At 58.2% G+C, this 15,260-nt stretch carries 15 protein-coding genes; 6 read left to right on the top strand and 9 right to left on the bottom strand.

All coding sequences use genetic code 11. The annotated features are described in order from the left end of the window. The first annotated feature begins 9 nt into the window (after positions 1–9). The 6 genes from CHR62_RS13490 to CHR62_RS13465 all read left to right on the top strand — a co-directional run bounded on the left by CHR62_RS13490 (position 10) and on the right by CHR62_RS13465 (position 5,823). On the top strand, positions 10–822 hold the full coding sequence (locus tag CHR62_RS13490) for an energy transducer TonB (RefSeq protein WP_233575003.1): 813 nt from the start codon (positions 10–12) through the stop codon (positions 820–822). An 8-nt stretch (positions 823–830) separates the two neighbouring features. Continuing rightward, positions 831–1,679 (top strand): MotA/TolQ/ExbB proton channel family protein, encoded by an 849-nt coding sequence (locus CHR62_RS13485; protein ID WP_093970336.1) that lies wholly within the window; start codon positions 831–833, stop codon positions 1,677–1,679. Positions 1,680–1,725: 46 nt separating this feature from the next. Beyond that, positions 1,726–2,178, top strand: coding sequence for a biopolymer transporter ExbD (locus CHR62_RS13480; protein ID WP_093970335.1), 453 nt, complete (start codon positions 1,726–1,728; stop codon positions 2,176–2,178). Next, positions 2,159–2,830, top strand: a complete 672-nt coding sequence (locus CHR62_RS13475) for a response regulator transcription factor (RefSeq protein WP_093970334.1) — start codon at positions 2,159–2,161, stop codon at positions 2,828–2,830. The genes CHR62_RS13480 and CHR62_RS13475 overlap by 20 nt, the downstream gene beginning before the upstream one ends. Before the next feature lie 76 nt (positions 2,831–2,906). After that, positions 2,907–3,911, top strand: a complete 1,005-nt coding sequence (locus tag CHR62_RS13470) for a HAMP domain-containing sensor histidine kinase (protein WP_233575016.1) — start codon at positions 2,907–2,909, stop codon at positions 3,909–3,911. Between the two features lie 10 nt (positions 3,912–3,921). Next, the gene (locus tag CHR62_RS13465; protein WP_123661268.1) at positions 3,922–5,823 is read left to right on the top strand and encodes a potassium transporter Kup; all 1,902 of its coding nucleotides are present in this window, start codon (positions 3,922–3,924) and stop codon (positions 5,821–5,823) included. A gap of 47 nt (positions 5,824–5,870) precedes the next feature. Here CHR62_RS13465 and CHR62_RS13460 read toward each other — a convergent pair whose 3' ends face one another. The 9 genes from CHR62_RS13460 to CHR62_RS13420 form a co-directional block, all read right to left on the bottom strand. Further along, entirely contained in the window at positions 5,871–6,323 is a 453-nt protein-coding gene (locus tag CHR62_RS13460; RefSeq protein WP_123661267.1) for a hypothetical protein, read from the bottom strand. A gap of 112 nt (positions 6,324–6,435) precedes the next feature. Then, positions 6,436–6,759 carry a monovalent cation/H(+) antiporter subunit G gene (gene mnhG / locus CHR62_RS13455; RefSeq protein ID WP_093970330.1) on the bottom strand — a complete coding sequence of 108 codons (324 nt, stop codon included), beginning with the start codon at positions 6,757–6,759 and terminating at the stop codon, positions 6,436–6,438. Continuing rightward, entirely contained in the window at positions 6,756–7,040 is a 285-nt protein-coding gene (locus tag CHR62_RS13450; RefSeq protein ID WP_173862518.1) for a K+/H+ antiporter subunit F, read from the bottom strand. Before CHR62_RS13450 ends, mnhG begins: the two co-directional genes overlap by 4 nt. After that, positions 7,037–7,531: a Na+/H+ antiporter subunit E gene (locus CHR62_RS13445; protein WP_093970329.1), complete on the bottom strand. Its 495-nt coding sequence runs from the start codon at positions 7,529–7,531 to the stop codon at positions 7,037–7,039. Before CHR62_RS13445 ends, CHR62_RS13450 begins: the two co-directional genes overlap by 4 nt. Then, entirely contained in the window at positions 7,528–9,162 is a 1,635-nt protein-coding gene (locus tag CHR62_RS13440; RefSeq protein ID WP_123661266.1) for a monovalent cation/H+ antiporter subunit D, read from the bottom strand. Before CHR62_RS13440 ends, CHR62_RS13445 begins: the two co-directional genes overlap by 4 nt. Then, entirely contained in the window at positions 9,159–9,503 is a 345-nt protein-coding gene (locus CHR62_RS13435) for a Na+/H+ antiporter subunit C (protein ID WP_093970327.1), read from the bottom strand. Before CHR62_RS13435 ends, CHR62_RS13440 begins: the two co-directional genes overlap by 4 nt. Beyond that, positions 9,503–12,445, bottom strand: a complete 2,943-nt coding sequence (locus CHR62_RS13430; RefSeq protein WP_123661265.1) for a monovalent cation/H+ antiporter subunit A — start codon at positions 12,443–12,445, stop codon at positions 9,503–9,505. Before CHR62_RS13430 ends, CHR62_RS13435 begins: the two co-directional genes overlap by 1 nt. 310 nt (positions 12,446–12,755) lie before the next feature. Then, the gene (locus CHR62_RS13425; protein WP_093970325.1) at positions 12,756–13,316 is read right to left on the bottom strand and encodes a DUF882 domain-containing protein; all 561 of its coding nucleotides are present in this window, start codon (positions 13,314–13,316) and stop codon (positions 12,756–12,758) included. 80 nt (positions 13,317–13,396) lie between these two features. Next, positions 13,397–15,229, bottom strand: coding sequence for a murein L,D-transpeptidase (locus tag CHR62_RS13420; protein ID WP_123661264.1), 1,833 nt, complete (start codon positions 15,227–15,229; stop codon positions 13,397–13,399). Between the last annotated feature and the right edge of the window lie 31 nt (positions 15,230–15,260).

The raw sequence follows: 15,260 nt of genomic DNA, 5'->3' as shown, positions 1-15,260 counted from the left end.
TTGTCGCCAATGCCGCTGCGTTCCGCTGGTCCTGAATATCACTCCGCTTTCCTGAAAGTCGCTGCCATTGGCGGTATGGTGGGCGTGCATTTGGCTGTTGCTGCGGCCATATGGCTGTCATCCGATCACGAGCCCGACATCGAGCTGCCTGATACGGCAGCGATTCAGTTTGTTGAAATTGCCGAAGAGTTTGTCGAGCCGGCACCCACAGACGTCGCTATGACCGAACCGGTGCAAGAGCCCGTTGTCGAGCCAGAGCCCGAGCCTATTCCAGAACCAGAACCAGAACCGGAGCCTATTCCAGAGCCGGAGCCAGAACCTATTCCAGAGCCCGAGCCCGAGCCGGTTCCTGAGCCTGAAATGGTCGCGCCCGAACCTAAACCAAAGCCCAAGCCTAAACCCGAGCCCAAGCCGCAACCTAAACCACAGCCCAAGCCACAACCCAAGCCGGTGGCTGAGCCCGCAGCCCCTGCGCCTGCCACAGGCAAAGCGCCCGATGCCGCAGCCCCCAAAGCGCCTGCTGCACCTGTCGATCCAGATCGTCCTCGCTTTGTCAGCCAGGTCGATTACGCCGGGCGCCGGCCTGTTCCCGATTACCCGCGCCTTTCTGTGCGCCGGGGTGAAACGGGGCGCGTCATTGTTCGGGTGCTGATTTCGCCGTCCGGCAGTGTCGATCAGGTCAGTGTGCGGAAGTCCTCCGGTCATAGCCGGCTTGACGATGCGGCCTTGCAAGCCGCCAAGTCAGCACGCTTCAAACCCTACAAAGAAAACGGCGTTGCTTTGCCGGCGCTGGCCGATATCCCTTTTGATTTTGTCCTATAGGAACACGTATGTCTGATTTACTGCAAACCGCATGGGTACTGCTTGCGCAGGTGGCGCAAGACGCTGCGACCGTGACCGGTGCGGGCCAGGCGGCACAAGAAGGGGCCGCTATCATTGAGGGCACCGCGCAACTTTTGCAAAGCGGCGGCGCAGCGCCGGTCGCCGCCGAGCCGCCAGGCATGCTGCATTTTGTGGCGCAAACCGACGTCGTCGGCAAGACGCTGTTTGCCATTCTGGTGTTGATGTCCTTGGTCAGCTGGTATCTTATTTTTGTGAAGTCGCTGTCTAACTGGCGCATTCGTCGGTTGTCCAGCCGGTTCCTGCAACAGTTCTGGGCTGCCAGTTCGCTAGAGCAAGTCGAAAACGAGATCGCCACGCATGGTGCCGCCGAGCCGTTTTCGCATTTGGCCAGCCATGCCATTCATGCACGTAATCACCACGTTAAATACGGTGCGGTTCGGCTCGAAGAAAAGGGTTCGACCAGCGCATTTGTCACGCGTACCATACGCAAAGTCATCGACGAAGAGACCGCCAAACTGGAAAACGGTCTGACTGTTCTGGCCTCGATTGGCTCAACCGCGCCGTTTGTTGGCCTGTTTGGTACGGTATGGGGCGTGTACCACGCCTTGATTGGCATTGGCTTGTCTGATGGCGTGTCGGTGAATCGTATCGCAGGCCCGGTGGGCGAGGCGCTGGTCATGACAGGCCTGGGCCTGGCGGTGGCGATCCCTGCTGTGTTGGCCTATAACGCATTTGTGCGCACTAATCGGGTGTATCTGGCACAGCTCGACGCTTTCGCACATGATCTGTTCACATTCCTGTCGACAGGGCAGCAGGTCAAGGGCAAGGGTATCTAAGTATGGCGCTCGTCAGTTCTCATTCTGGTCACCAAGGAGCCTGATCATGGCGTTTGGCAGTTTCGACAACAAGGGTGGTGGGCAAACGCTGTCCGAAATCAATATGGTGCCGTTGATCGACGTCATGCTGGTGTTGCTGGTAATTTTTATCGTGACCGCGCCATTGCTCAGTCACTCGATCAAAATCAACGTACCGCAGGCGTCGTCGCAACCGGTAGAGCAGCGTCCAGACGCTATTGACCTGGCCATTGATGGTGTCGGTCAGGTGTTCTGGAACGAGTCGCCCGTTGGCCTCGAGGCCCTGCCCGAGCTGATGGCCGAGCAGGCGCGCAAAGATCCGCAGCCCAATCTGCACATCCGCGCCGACCTTGACACACGCTACGAAGTGCTGGCCAAAGTAATGGCGGGCGCCAAGCAAGCAGGTCTTCAAAAGGTCGGTTTCGTTACCCGTCCATCCGAAAAAGGGCTAGAATCTGCGCATGCGAGTTCTGGTAATTGAAGACGACACCACATTAGGTCATGCCCTGCACGAGTTTTTGGCAGGGCAGGGTTATGCCGTTGACTGGCTTTCGGCCGGCGGTACGGTACTCGAAACCCTAGACAAGCAAGATTACGACTTGCTGCTGCTTGACCTGAATTTGCCCGATATCAGCGGGCTCGACGTTTTACGTCAGTTAAGGGCGCGCGGCAACCAGGTGTCGGTGCTTATTCTTACGGCCCGAGACGGCCTTGAAGACCGGGTCGCCGGCCTGGACGCCGGCGCCGACGATTACGTGACCAAGCCCTTCGAGCTGGCTGAACTGGCCGCACGCGTCAGGGCTTTTGCGCGGCGTCGTACCGGGCAGGCGCAGCCTCAGCTCGAGGTTGGGCCCATGACGTTCGACACGGTGGGGCGCGAAGTACGCATCCGTGGCGACCGAATTAACCTGTCGGTACGCGAGCTTTCCGTACTCGAAATGCTGATGGCGCGTGCCGGCCGTGTTGTGACCAAGCGCCAGATCGTCAATTCGCTGTCGGCCTGGGATGCCGATTTCAGCGAGAATGCTGTCGAAGTCTATATTTACCGTCTGCGTAAGCGCTTCGAGGGTACAGGCGTCAGTATCCAGACGGTACGCGGCTTCGGCTATCTGCTTGACGTTGAAGCGGCCTGAACAGCTTCTCTTTCGTCGTATTTTGCCGCGCGGTTCGCTGGCGCGGCACCTTACTCTCAGGCTGCTCCCGCCTATCATGGCCCTGGTGGCCGTCGACCTTACCGTAACCTGGGTGATTACCAGCCGCATCAATCTGGCGGTCTGGGTCTTGCGCGACATTTTCTGGATGATGCTGGCCGGCCAGGTGTTGCTGGTTGCGCTTATTGCGTGGGTGCTGGTGTCGGGTGTCCGAAGCGGGTTGCGCTCATTTAATGCATTGTCCGAAGAAATTCGCGAACGCTCAATAGACGACTTGCAGCCCTTACGGGTAGACGGGGTGGCCACCGAGATTGCGCCCGTCGTCAATCACATTAACGATTTGTTGTTGCGGTTGAATGCGTCGATGCAGGCGCAAAAGCGGTTCATTGGTTCGGCTGCGCATCAGCTGCGAACGCCGCTCAGTGGGCTTAAACTCGAATGTGAACTGATGCTGGCGGGAGAATTGCCGCCTGATGTTCGCCAGCGCGCCGAACGCATCAAAGCCGTTACCGACCGCATGATTCGGTTGGGTCAACAGTTGCTGGTGCTGGCGCGAGCCGATTCGACGCTGGCCGTGCACGAGTCTTTTCAGCGCATTAACCTGGCCGAGTGGGTGCGTGAAACGGCGGGCGAATGGGTTCCTGCTGCACTGCAACATAAAATTGAATTAAACTTACACGCACCGGATACACCGGTATGGATTGATGGTGACCCGCTGTTGCTTGAAGAGCTGCTGGGGAATCTGATCGATAATGCCTTACGGTATGGCAAAGGGGCAACCCAGATTACTTTGCACGTTACGGCAAACCCACCGTCTTTTTCTGTCGAAGACGACGGCCCCGGGATCGCCCTCGTCGATCAGGCCAGAGTGTTCGAGGCGTTTTATCGGTCTGATAGTGCCACCACCGAGGGCTCCGGCCTGGGGTTGGCCATCGTGCGAGAAATTGCTTCTGCGCACGGCGCCTGGCTGAGCCTGAGCAGTCGCCCCGACTTTGCGGGCACGCGGATCGGGGTCGTCTTTCCTGGGCCGCGCAAAGGGGCCAACTTAAGCCGTCACGACTAGTTTTTAATTTATGACTCAGCCAATTCAAGAAGAAAGTTTGTCTCAAGGCAAGCACTCGCCGGGCGCCGCGCTTATTATTGGCGCCCTCGGCGTTGTCTATGGTGATATTGGCACCAGCCCGTTATATACCATTCGCGAATCCGTTTCGCGGTTTGACCGTTTTGGCGCTACTGAAGTCCTGGGTGTCCTGTCGCTGTTGTTCTGGCTGTTGATGTTCGTGGTGTCGCTTAAGTATGTCACGCTGATGCTGCGGGCCGATAACCGGGGTGAGGGCGGTACGCTGGCCCTGATGGAACTGGCCTTGCGCGGCGCCACCGGGCGAAAGCGCTGGGTATTGACGGTCATGGGTTTGTTCGGCGCCTGTCTTTTTTATGGCGATAGCATCGTCACGCCTGCCATTTCGGTACTTTCCGCTATCGAAGGCGTGGGGGTTGTGTCACACACACTCGACGATTGGGTTGTACCCATTTCTGTCGGCCTTATTGTGGGCTTGTTCATGGTGCAACGTCGCGGCACTGGCGCTATAGGCAAGTTTTTCGGGCCCATCATGCTGTTCTGGTTTACGGTATTGGGCACGATGGGCGCCTGGCGTATTGCACAAACCCCCGAAATATTGCTGGCCATCAACCCGATTTATGCCTGGAATCTGATTGGCGAGGCTCCGTTGGCCACCTACTTGTTGCTGGGAGCCGTTGTGCTGGCCCTGACAGGGTCCGAAACTCTGTACGCCGACATGGGCCATTATGGGCGGCCGGCCATACGGCGCGCCTGGTTTATGGTGGTGTTGCCCGGGCTTTTGCTGTGCTACTTTGGGCAAGGTGCCTTGCTTATTGCCCAGCCCGAAGCCATTCGTAATCCTTTCTTCCTGATGGCGCCGTCCTGGGCGCTGATTCCGTTAGTGGTTTTGGCAACGGCGGCGACCGTCATTGCTTCGCAGGCGGTGATTTCGGGTGCTTTTTCTGTCACGCGCCAAGCGATTCAGCTGGGTTTCTGGCCGCGCATGGAAATTTTGCACACCTCGGCCCGAGAAGAAGGGCAGATCTATCTGCCTCGCGTTAATCAGGCCCTATTTCTTGCTGTGCTGGTACTGATTATTGGGTTTGGCTCGTCGGCCAGCCTGGCCAGTGCTTACGGTTTTGCTGTCACCGCAACCATGCTGGTGACGTCGTTGCTTGCTTTTGCGGTGTTGCCAGGTAAAGCCAGCGGTGGTCGGCGTGTGTTGTGGCTGGTATTGCTGACGCTGTTCTTGTTGCTTGATATTTTGCTGTTTACCGCGAACACTCAGAAAATCTTTGACGGTGGATGGTTGCCGCTGGGCGTGGCGTTGGTATTGCTGACCTTGATGCTGACCTGGAAAACCGGACGAGACCAGATTCATCGGACTTTGGCCGGTGATCAGCAGCCCCTGAAAGCTTTTATGGAAGGGTTGGAGCAGTACCCACCCACGCGTGTGCCGGGCACCGCAGTGTTCATGAGCATGATTGTGAATACGGTGCCACCGGCACTGTTGCACAACCTTAAGCATAATAAAGTGCTGCACGAGCAAGTGTTGTTTGTTACCGTAGCCGCCGCCGATGTGCCGTACGTGTCGTATACCGAACGCTACACCCTGAACAAGCTGAGTCGCAGTTCGTACGAGGTGATTGCACGCTGGGGCTTTAAGCAAGAGCCCAATGTGCCCCAGTTATTGGCCCAGTTGGCCGGCGAACACCCCGAAATCCAGCTCGAGCCCATGCTGACGTCGTATTTCTTGTCGCGCCAGACGGTTATTGTGGTGCGCAAGCAGCCACTGTATGCACGCTGGCGCCAACTGTTGTTCGCACTGATGGCGCGCAATGCCGCGCGCAGTACCCGGTTTTATAAAATCCCGCCCAACCAGGTGGTTGAAATGGGTATGCAGCTGGAACTATAAGGGCCTGCGCATGCAGGCCCCCGCCCATTTACTTGGGTTGTACTGTATTAAGGCCGGATAGCGCTGGGCGTGGCCGCTTCGGGAGCGGCAGGCGGCATGGGGGCCTGCGTGGGCGTTGAAGGCTGGGCCGGAATCGTAATGGTGGTTTCCCGCAGTACGCCACCCCCGGTCACACTGCCTTTAACCTGCGTGTTTTGCCCCGATAACAACAACAGGCAGTCTTGGCGCTGGCTTTCGGGTAGCGCCATGCAGCGGGCACGCTCGTTGGCCTGATAGTTGGCGCCTTGGCCGTTGCCTAGTGCATTGGTTTTCGTCGCTTGCAACGCCGCACCCGCTTCTTTTTTGCAGGCTTCAATGTCGACCATTGACTGTTCTTGTTCGCAACGCAGCAGATCTTGCTGATATTGCGCCTCGGGGCTAAGGCCCTGTGCAGCGGCCGGGTTAAGGGCGCTACCAGCGGCGGCTGTCAGCATAATCAGCAAAAGGCGTTTGATACGCATGGGTGTCTCCGCAAGTTGAACACGGTATTGATCTTTGCACATGGCTTGCGCCTCGTAAAGCAAAAATGTAACCGAACGTGGGTGCCCTACTACCTGGAAGGCAGCCTGAAACCTATTCTTCAGATACCGGTTGACGTGGATCGCGCCGCACACCGGCTTGCATAAGCACGATAGCGGTAATGGGCGAAGTCACGATAAGGAAGAAGGTGATTAACAATTCGTGAATAACCGGACGCTGTTGTAACGCACTGGACACAAGTGCCGAGGCGCACAACACAAACGTAATGCCAAGCGTATTGCCAAGCGTGGGCGCATGCATGCGTGAATAAAACCGCTTGAAGCGAAGCAGACCCAACGACCCGGACAGGGTAAGCACACCGCTGACAATCAATAACAAGGTGGCCGGGATAGAGGCCCATAAAGGTAAAGAATTCATGGTTGGATGACCTCGCCTTTAAACAGGAATTTAGCCATGACCGTTGAGCTGATGAAACCGAACAGCGCCATCAGCAGGGCGATATCGAAATACACGCTGGTCGCAAAATGGACCCCCAGCACCAAGACAATTGAAATGCCGTTAATGAACATGGTGTCGACGGCCAGAACGCGGTCTTGCGGTGTCGGCCCCAGCATCAGGCGTAGCGTGGCGGCGGCAAATGCCAGCGCAAAACAGAACAGGGCAAAAGTGCCGGCCCAAATCAGTACGGTGTCCATCATTCGAAAATCTCCATGAGAGGGCGTTCGTAGCGGTTTTTAACCAGGTCGATCCAGTGTTGCGCGTCTTCAAGGTCAAGTACGTGAAGGGTCAGTACGCCGCTTTCGTCGGAGTACCCGGACCACACTGTGCCTGGGGTGTAGGTCAGGATACACGCCAATGCAGCCAGGCCATGCGGGTCTTTCATGTCGAGGGGGATGCGGATAAACCCCGGCGTGTGGCTTTGTGGCTTGAACCAGATGATTTTGAAGACTTCGATATTGGACAGGGTGATGTCGGCGACCACGCTGAAGAAGAGCCGGATAATGGTTAACGGCTTTTTCGGGGTCGAGCGCAACGGGCGCAAGCGCATGGCGGCCCAGGCCAGTAAAAGCGATACCACCGCACCCAATACAATTTGCGACGATGCAAGGGTTTGGTTGAGCAGCAGCCACAGCACCAGCAGCAAGGTCGGCAGCATCAACCAGTTGACGACGCGTTTGATGCGCTTCATGGTTTGCCTCCGTTGCCTAGCGTACGCACCGTGTCGTGGTTAAGTACGGCATTGATATAGCTTTCGGGCACGCTGAGCGACACAGCCGTGTCGTTCATGAAATTAAGCACTGGGCCGGCCCATATCGCAAGCCCGACGCAGGCGAGAATAAGCGCGGCAACCGGTGTGGCCTCGCTGATGCGCAGCCGTGGTGTTTGGGTTTCGTTGGCCCAAAACAACCTGATGCCGGTGCGGCCCAGCGCAATAATACCGGCCAGGCTAGATAACAACACGACTGACATCAACAGCCAGGCTTCGATATCAGGGGTGGTTTCAGAAGTTTGCAGTGCGGCCGACAGCAATGAGAACTTGGCGACGAAACCCGACAGCGGTGGCAACCCGGTGATCAGCAAGGCACAGGCGATAAAGCTCATGCCCAAAAAGGCCATGGCCGCTGGGATAGCCACCCCGACAGGCGTTTGTGTTTCGGTAAATGACTCTTCGGGGTCGTCCAGGTCGAACAAGTCCATACTGACGGCGAGTACGTCGGCCCCAAAGCTGCGGGTGCGCTCAACCATTTCAATCAATAAAAAGAAGGCGCCTGTGGCCAGTACCGAGTTGACCAGGTAAAACAGTGCCGGGCCGGTCATGGTAACGCCTGGCATGCCTAGTGCCGATAGCAGTGTGCCGGACGAAATAATGACGCAATAGGCAACAATGCGCTCGGTTTGGTAGGCGGCCACCAGGGCGATGGTGCCGAACAGCAAGGTGGCCAGCCCGACCGGAAACATCCAGTCGCCGCCGAAGGCAGCCGGGGCGCCTGTGGGCAATAGCAGCGAACCCAGCCGCACCAGGGCATAGATGCCGACCTTGGTCATGATGGCAAATACGGCAGCAACTGGGGGGCAAGCGTTGGCGTACGCAGGCGCCAGCCAGAAGTTGAGCGGCCACGCGGCGGCTTTGATAAGGAAGGCGACGCCCAGAATAGCTGCCGCCGCCTCAAATAGGCGACGATCACCGCCGCCCAGATGGCCCGCCCGTGCGGCCAGGTCGGCCATATTAAGCGTGCCGGTAACGCCATAAATAAGTGCAATGGCAATGAGCAACAGCAGTGACGCCACCAAATTGACGGCGATGTAGTGCATGCCGGAGGTCACACGGTTTTCGCCCGAGCCATGCAGCATGAGCCCGTAGGATGCGGCCAGCAAGACTTCGAAGAACACGAAGAGGTTGAACAGATCGCCGGTAAGGAAGGCGCCGTTCAGCCCCATAAGCAAGAACTGGAACAAGGGCAAAAAGTAGACGCCTGCACGCTCCCAGCGCGCCGTCGAATACATGAGGGTTGTCAGGCCCAGGAACGCACTGAGCGTGAGCATGATGGCCGACAGTCGATCGGCTACCGCGACGATGCCAAAGGGCGCTGGCCAGTCGCCCAGCAGGTAAACGGCAATCTGGTTGGGCCAGAGATCGGGTTCGGCGCCGGCCGTTACCGACAACAATTTGATGGCGACGAACAGTTGCAACAAGACAGAGGCGAACGCGATGGTCAGCCTGAGGCGGCGATGCGATTCTTTGATGAGAATGAGCAGGCCGCCCGCGAACAGCGGAATGACGACCGGCAAAATAGGGAGGTGGACCATCCAGTCAATCACAGGTCGGCCTCCCGCCCATCGACGTGGTCATTGCCGGCCAGGCCGCGTGACGCCAATAAAACGACCAGAAAGAGCGCTGTAGTGGCAAAACTGATGACAATAGCGGTAAGCACCAATGCTTGCGGGACTGGATCGGCGTAAAGCGATGGGTCGGAGCCTTTGGCCGCGTCGATGACCGGTGGAGCACCGATGGTCAGACGTCCCATGGAGAAAATAAACAAATTGACGGCATATGCCAGTAACGACAAGCCCATGATGACCTGGAAGGTGCGTGGACGCAGCAGCAGCCAGATGCCGGAGCCTGCCAGTACGCCGATGGCCAGAGACAACACGATTTCCATCAGAGAGCTCCCTCGGTGGCGGGTTCAGTGCGTTGCGCTGCCGGTTTGCGACGGAAGCGCAGCGATTGGTGAGCCAGCGCGACCAGAATCAGAACGGTTGAGCCAATAACCAGCATGTAAACGCCAATATCGAAAATCAGGACGGTAGACAGTTTGATCGTGCCCAATAAAGGCAGGGCGACTTCAAACTTGAAGGCGGCCAAGAAGGGGCGCGACATCCACCAGGCGGACAGTGCTGCGCCGCCGGCGATAAGCATGCCCAAGGCCAACCAGTACTGGGGCTTGATATTTTGGCGCGCTTCGACCCACAAGACGCCGCCGACGACGTATTGCAAAATAATGGCCGTGGCAAAAATAAGCCCTGCGATAAAGCCCCCGCCCGGCAGGTTGTGGCCGCGCAGCAAGAAGAAGACGGATACCAGCGCGGCCATGGGAAGCAGCAGGCGTGCCAGTACGGCGGGTACTTTTAAGGCCCCGGTGGGCACCAGCGCTGTCTTGGGGTCGGGCTGTTCGACGTCGGCAGGGATGTTCGGGCCGGCCCCTTTTTGTCGACGCAGCGGGCCGTCTTTGATGGTTTCTGGTGGCGGACGGAAGCGCCGGAGCAAGGCAAATACAGTCAGCGCCACGATGCCCAGCACCACGACTTCGCCCATCGTGTCGAAGGCCCGGAAGTCGACCAGAATGACGTTTACCACGTTGCTGCCGTCGCCTTCCGGCAGGGCGTTCTCAACGAAGAAGCGCGCAATTTCGTTGTCGAAACCGCGCGTCATGACGGCGTATGACAGCGCCGTCATGCCCAATCCGCCCAACACGGCAACGATCAAGTCTCGTGCGCGTCGTGTCGTGGCTTTGAACTTGTCGATGACGTAGTTTTCTTCGGCCCGGATGCGTGGTGGCAGCCAGCGCAGGCCCAGCAGAATAAGCACGACAGTGACGACTTCGACAGCCAGTTGGGTTAAGGCCAGATCGGGTGCAGAGAACCAAGCAAAGGTCATGGCGGTTGTCAGCCCGGCGCCGCCCGACATGGCCAGCGCGGCTGGCCGGTGATATTTTGCCTGAATGGCCGTGCCAATGGCACAGGCCCCGCCGGCTACCCAAAGCATCAGGAAGAACAGGTTGAGCGGGGTCGACAACTGCGGGTCGAACCAGCCCGGCGCCATTAAGGGCAGGGCGGCAACCGCAATCGATACAGCTACTATCAGCAGCATCTGAAGTTGTAATCGGGTCGTCGCGATCCATTCCATGGCGTACGACGCGCCGGCATCCAGTTTTTCGAGCAAGGTCTCGAAGGTGTGACGACCATTAAGCCGGAAAATCAGCGGTTTTTCTTCTATGGTGTCGGGGTCGACCGGCTTGTTGTGGTTGGGGCCGAGCAAATGCCATAGCAAGACGCCGCCAGCCAGCGCCACCAGGCTCATGACCAGGGGCATGTTGAACCCGTGCCAGATCTTCAGGCTGTATTCGGGGTTGTTGGGCCCCAGTAAAGACAAGCTGGCCGAGTGCAGCAGCGGGCCCAGGGTGTAGCGCGGGAAAATGCCGACGACCAAGCACGTGAGTACCAGCAAGCCGCTGGGCACCAGCATCCAAAACGGTGGCTCGTGGGGCTTTTGAGGCAAGTCGGTAGCTGGCGGCCCGAAAAATACGGTCATGACCAGCCGTAGCGAATAAGCGACCGCCAATGCGCCGGCCATGACGGCGGCCAATGGCAATACAATTTCGACAAAGCGATCCTGGTCGGCCACAACGGCCTCGGCAAAGAACATTTCTTTGGACAAAAAGCCGTTAAGCAGCGGTACGCCGGCCATCGAGGCCGCTGCGACTATAGCCAGCGTGGTGGTGATGGGCATGGCGTGCCGCAACCCCGACAGCCGGCTCATGTCGCGTGTGCCGGTTTCGTGGTCGACAATACCCGCCGCCATGAACAGCGAAGCCTTGAACGTGGCGTGGTTCATCATGTGAAACACGGCAGCCACGAGCGCCAGCGCGCTGTTCATGCCCAGCAGCAGCGTGATCAGGCCGAGGTGACCGATGGTGGAGTAGGCCAAGACACCTTTGAGATCTTGCTGAAAAATGGCTGCGTATGAGCCAAGTAGCAGGGTGATAAGGCCGGCCGAGCTGATGATCCAGAACCATTCTTCGGTGCCGGCCAGCACGGGCCAGAAGCGTGCCAGTAAGAACACGCCGGCCTTGACCATCGTGGCCGAATGCAGGTAAGCCGATACGGGCGTTGGCGCCGCCATGGCGTTGGGGAGCCAGATATGGAAGGGGAACTGCGCGCTTTTGGTCAGCGCCCCCAAGGCGATAAGCACCAGCGTTGCGGTGTACCACGGGTGATTGCGAATGATTTCACCCGAGTGCAAAACATCGTCGATATCGTAGCTGCCGGCAATGTGGCCCATCATGAGCATGCCCGCCAGCAAGCACAGGCCACCCGCCCCCGTAATGGTAAAGGCCATGCGCGCGCCTCGCCGTGCGTCGAGCCGGTGGTTCCAGTATGCAATGAGCATGAACGAGGACAAGCTGGTCAGTTCCCAGAAAACGACCAGTTGCACCAGGTTGCCCGACATGACGACGCCGAGCATCGAGCCCATGAAGAGTTGGAAGAACGAGAAAAAGCGCGGTACCGGGTCTTCGGGTGACATGTAGTACCGGGCGTACAGCACGACCAGAGCGCCCATGACGGACACCAGCATGGCAAACAGCCAGGCATAGCCGTCGATACGCAAGGTGAAGTCGATTTCCATGGCCGCTGGGATCCAGGGCATGACTTCTTTGATGACCAGCCCCGAACTGATGGCGGGGTAGTACGACGCCAGCATGACGGCACAGCCAAGCGCAACCAGCCCGGCCAGCCAGGCTTCAAGGTTACGCGCGTTACTAGGCAGCAGTGCTGCAACAATGCTTCCAAGAAACGGCAGGGCTAGGATCAGGAGAAGCGACATCAAGTCTGGCCAAAGTGTTGTTTTATTGCATTAAATAATACGATACTTTGTGTCGCTTTTTGGGACAGAAACGCAAAAAAGGCCGAACTTAGCCGCTTTTTTGTGTAAAAAAATGAACAGGGTGGGCCAGATTTTTAAATCATGGCAGCTGACCGCAGGCGATGATTTTGTACGCCGGTTCGCGACTAGCGAACCGGATCTGGGGAGCTTGCACAGGCCTAACCTGACAAAAACCTTAAATAAATCAGGCGGCTAGATCTGTATTTGATGAGACTTGTGTGTTGTGCTGCGGCTTGGTGTCGACGACTTATTACCAGCTTCGAACCCGGCCCGTGTCGATATGGACGAATTGGTCGCGCGGATAGAAGCCTACACCGCCTGCGTTGAGCGACAGCGCGGCGTCGCGCACTTCGGCCAGTGGAATGCCGGGTAGACGGATGTCGATAGCCTTGCCGTCCATGTGCAGACTGCGCTTGGCCACGCCGCCGCCCCGCGTCGTGCGCAAGCGCTCGTTGGTTTGCGGGTCGCGGTAGGCGGAAATCACATCGTAAGGGATGTCGGTGTTCAGCAGCTTACGGATGCGGTCAAGCTGGTCGTACAGCAGCGGGTCCATCGTGCCAACCGCCTGCGTATAGTGGTCGCGCAAAAATACGTTCAGGCGCTCAAGGGCGGGGGGCAGGTAGCGGTCGCCGTTGGCATATACCAGCGACAGACGGTCGTCGCGGTGGGTATGGTTAAAAGCGACGTGGCGGGGGTAGATACGGATGCCGGCCAGTGCGGGTGCAGATAAAGCGGGCAGGCCGGTGGCCAAGGCGATTGATGCCGCACGACGCAAAAAACTGCGGCGCGCGGGCTGTGGTGGTGCGGTCATAGGCAAAAACCTGAAACTGGGCCGTAGGAATACGGCCTATAAGAAAATTTCGTTTAAAAGCGTTAAACGTGGCGGTATTTTTACCCCATTTTCAGTGCTTTTGCCAGCGTCTTGTCGTGTCCGTAAAGATCGTCATAAAAATAGACCGTGCCGTCAAGCACGACGACAGTACTGTAGGCCAGCACCACAGGAATGGGAGCAGCCAGCCGGATGGTTTGCGATTTTCCGGCGGTCATGGCGGCTTCTATGCGCGATTGCGTCCATTGGGGCTCATTTTTAAGCACAAACTGCGCCAGCGCCACTGGGGCTTCGACACGGATGCAGCCGTGACTGAAATCGCGTCGGCTACGTTCAAATAATTGCGGCGATGGCGTGTGATGCAGATAGATGTTGGTGTTATTGGGGAAGATGAACTTGATGTCGCCCAGTGCATTTTGCGGGCCAGGGCGTTGTCGAATGCGCGCAGCGCCTTTTTGCACGGCCTCGAGGTTGGCCGGCGTAAGCTGGGTAGATACAGAACCGTCTTTCAAGACAAACTCGAAACCCTGGCGGTCGAAATAGGCTGGGTCGCGGCGCAGGCGCGGCAGTGTTTCGCCACGCGCAATCGACGGCGGTATGTTCCAGTAGGGGCTGAATTCAATAAACCGCATGTTCTCGTCGAACAGCGGGGTGCTGGTGTCAAGGGCGCGACCCACGATGACGCGCATTTGCAAACTGATATCGATATTGCCGTCCGGCATGACGTCGTACGCGCGCAGCATGAATTCGGGGATGTTGACCACGATCATGCGTGGTGCGCTGACCAGCGGTGTCCAGCGCAGTCGTTCTAGCGTCAGCGCCATTTGTTTGACGCGTTGGGCGGGTGTGACGTTAAGCTGGGCCAATGTTGCCGGCCCGATGATGCCGTCGTCAGTTAGGCCATGACGCTTCTGAAAGGCCTTGACCGCGGCTTCAAGCGCCGTGTCGTATAAAGCGGGTGTATTTGGGCCGGTGGTTGCCGGGCCCGAGCCCGGCAACGCGTTGGAGGCCGACGCGTTACTTATGGCTTGAGGCGCTTGCGCCGCGGCGGTATTGCTCGCAGGCATGTCGCCCAGTAACGTTAAACGTTGGGCCAATAGCGGGGCGCCGGCCCAAGGCTGGCCGACTTCGAGTTTGCGCGCTGGCAGCGCCGGCAGTGGGCTGGCCCAGGCCGGGTTACTTTCCAACTGGCGATACTGGGCCATGGCCTTGACGACGGCATCGTACATGGGTACGCGCGGGCGCGCGTCGTGCAACGCTTTGGCCACCGCGTTGTTTTGCAAGGCACTAAACAAGTACTGCCTGGCATCAAAAGCGGGTTTTGGGGGGATGTCGAATTTTTGGTGTACCTGGTGCGGGTCGACCCGGCCGTCGCGCAGGTCGCTTAAATATTGCACCAGGTTCTGGTTTAGCCGGGCATTCAGGTCGGTGCGTTGCTGCGGCGTGGCCAGCGGTGCATCGGGCTGGGCCAGGCGCGCAAATTGCTCGATAAGCGTGGTTGCTTCGTAGGCTTGAGGGTTAAGCCCTTGGGTATCGGCTGCAGCCAATACCTGCAGCGCCTCGGCCACTTGTGGGTGCGGCCGGCCGTCGGCGGTAAACCAGACGGGGTCGGCGCTGATGGTTAACGATGCACTGGGGGCCGGTACGGCGCTTTGGGTGTTTGACACCGGTGTCGTCGTTAGGTCGACTTGCGCGCGGGCTACGTTTGGCGCAGTGGCCTGGGCGCTTGTCTGGCCCGGTAGGGCTGCAGCTACCAGCAGTGCAATACAACAGGCGGCAAGCTGGCTTCTGCACAGACCGGCACGAAGCCAGTTGTGGCTGGCACTAAAAAACGAGGGTTGTTGTGTGTCGGCGTGTTTGGCCGAGGGTGAGGCTGATGTATTGAGTTTGGCCATAACGACTTTGGGCTTGTAACAAGATGATGAC

It is taken from the genome of Pusillimonas sp. NJUB218, from assembly GCF_003788685.1.
Classification (GTDB): Bacteria; Pseudomonadota; Gammaproteobacteria; order Burkholderiales; family Burkholderiaceae_B; genus Neopusillimonas.
The sequence above is the reverse complement of the archived record's forward strand: the minus strand, read 5'-3'. Positions and strand labels throughout refer to the sequence as shown.

Bases quoted from the DNA above. Each gene is read 5' to 3' on its own strand.
- CHR62_RS13490 (WP_233575003.1), top strand. From the start codon at position 10: ATGCCGCTGCGTTCCGCTGGTCCTGAATATCACTCCGCTTTCCTGAAA.
- CHR62_RS13485 (WP_093970336.1), top strand. From the start codon at position 831: ATGTCTGATTTACTGCAAACCGCATGGGTACTGCTTGCGCAGGTGGCG.
- CHR62_RS13480 (WP_093970335.1), top strand. From the start codon at position 1,726: ATGGCGTTTGGCAGTTTCGACAACAAGGGTGGTGGGCAAACGCTGTCC.
- CHR62_RS13475 (WP_093970334.1), top strand. From the start codon at position 2,159: ATGCGAGTTCTGGTAATTGAAGACGACACCACATTAGGTCATGCCCTG.
- CHR62_RS13470 (WP_233575016.1), top strand. From the start codon at position 2,907: ATGGCCCTGGTGGCCGTCGACCTTACCGTAACCTGGGTGATTACCAGC.
- CHR62_RS13465 (WP_123661268.1), top strand. From the start codon at position 3,922: ATGACTCAGCCAATTCAAGAAGAAAGTTTGTCTCAAGGCAAGCACTCG.
- CHR62_RS13460 (WP_123661267.1), bottom strand. From the start codon at position 6,323: ATGCGTATCAAACGCCTTTTGCTGATTATGCTGACAGCCGCCGCTGGT.
- mnhG (WP_093970330.1), bottom strand. From the start codon at position 6,759: ATGAATTCTTTACCTTTATGGGCCTCTATCCCGGCCACCTTGTTATTG.
- CHR62_RS13450 (WP_173862518.1), bottom strand. From the start codon at position 7,040: ATGATGGACACCGTACTGATTTGGGCCGGCACTTTTGCCCTGTTCTGT.
- CHR62_RS13445 (WP_093970329.1), bottom strand. From the start codon at position 7,531: ATGAAGCGCATCAAACGCGTCGTCAACTGGTTGATGCTGCCGACCTTG.
- CHR62_RS13435 (WP_093970327.1), bottom strand. From the start codon at position 9,503: ATGGAAATCGTGTTGTCTCTGGCCATCGGCGTACTGGCAGGCTCCGGC.
- CHR62_RS13430 (WP_123661265.1), bottom strand. From the start codon at position 12,445: ATGTCGCTTCTCCTGATCCTAGCCCTGCCGTTTCTTGGAAGCATTGTT.
- CHR62_RS13425 (WP_093970325.1), bottom strand. From the start codon at position 13,316: ATGACCGCACCACCACAGCCCGCGCGCCGCAGTTTTTTGCGTCGTGCG.
- CHR62_RS13420 (WP_123661264.1), bottom strand. From the start codon at position 15,229: ATGGCCAAACTCAATACATCAGCCTCACCCTCGGCCAAACACGCCGAC.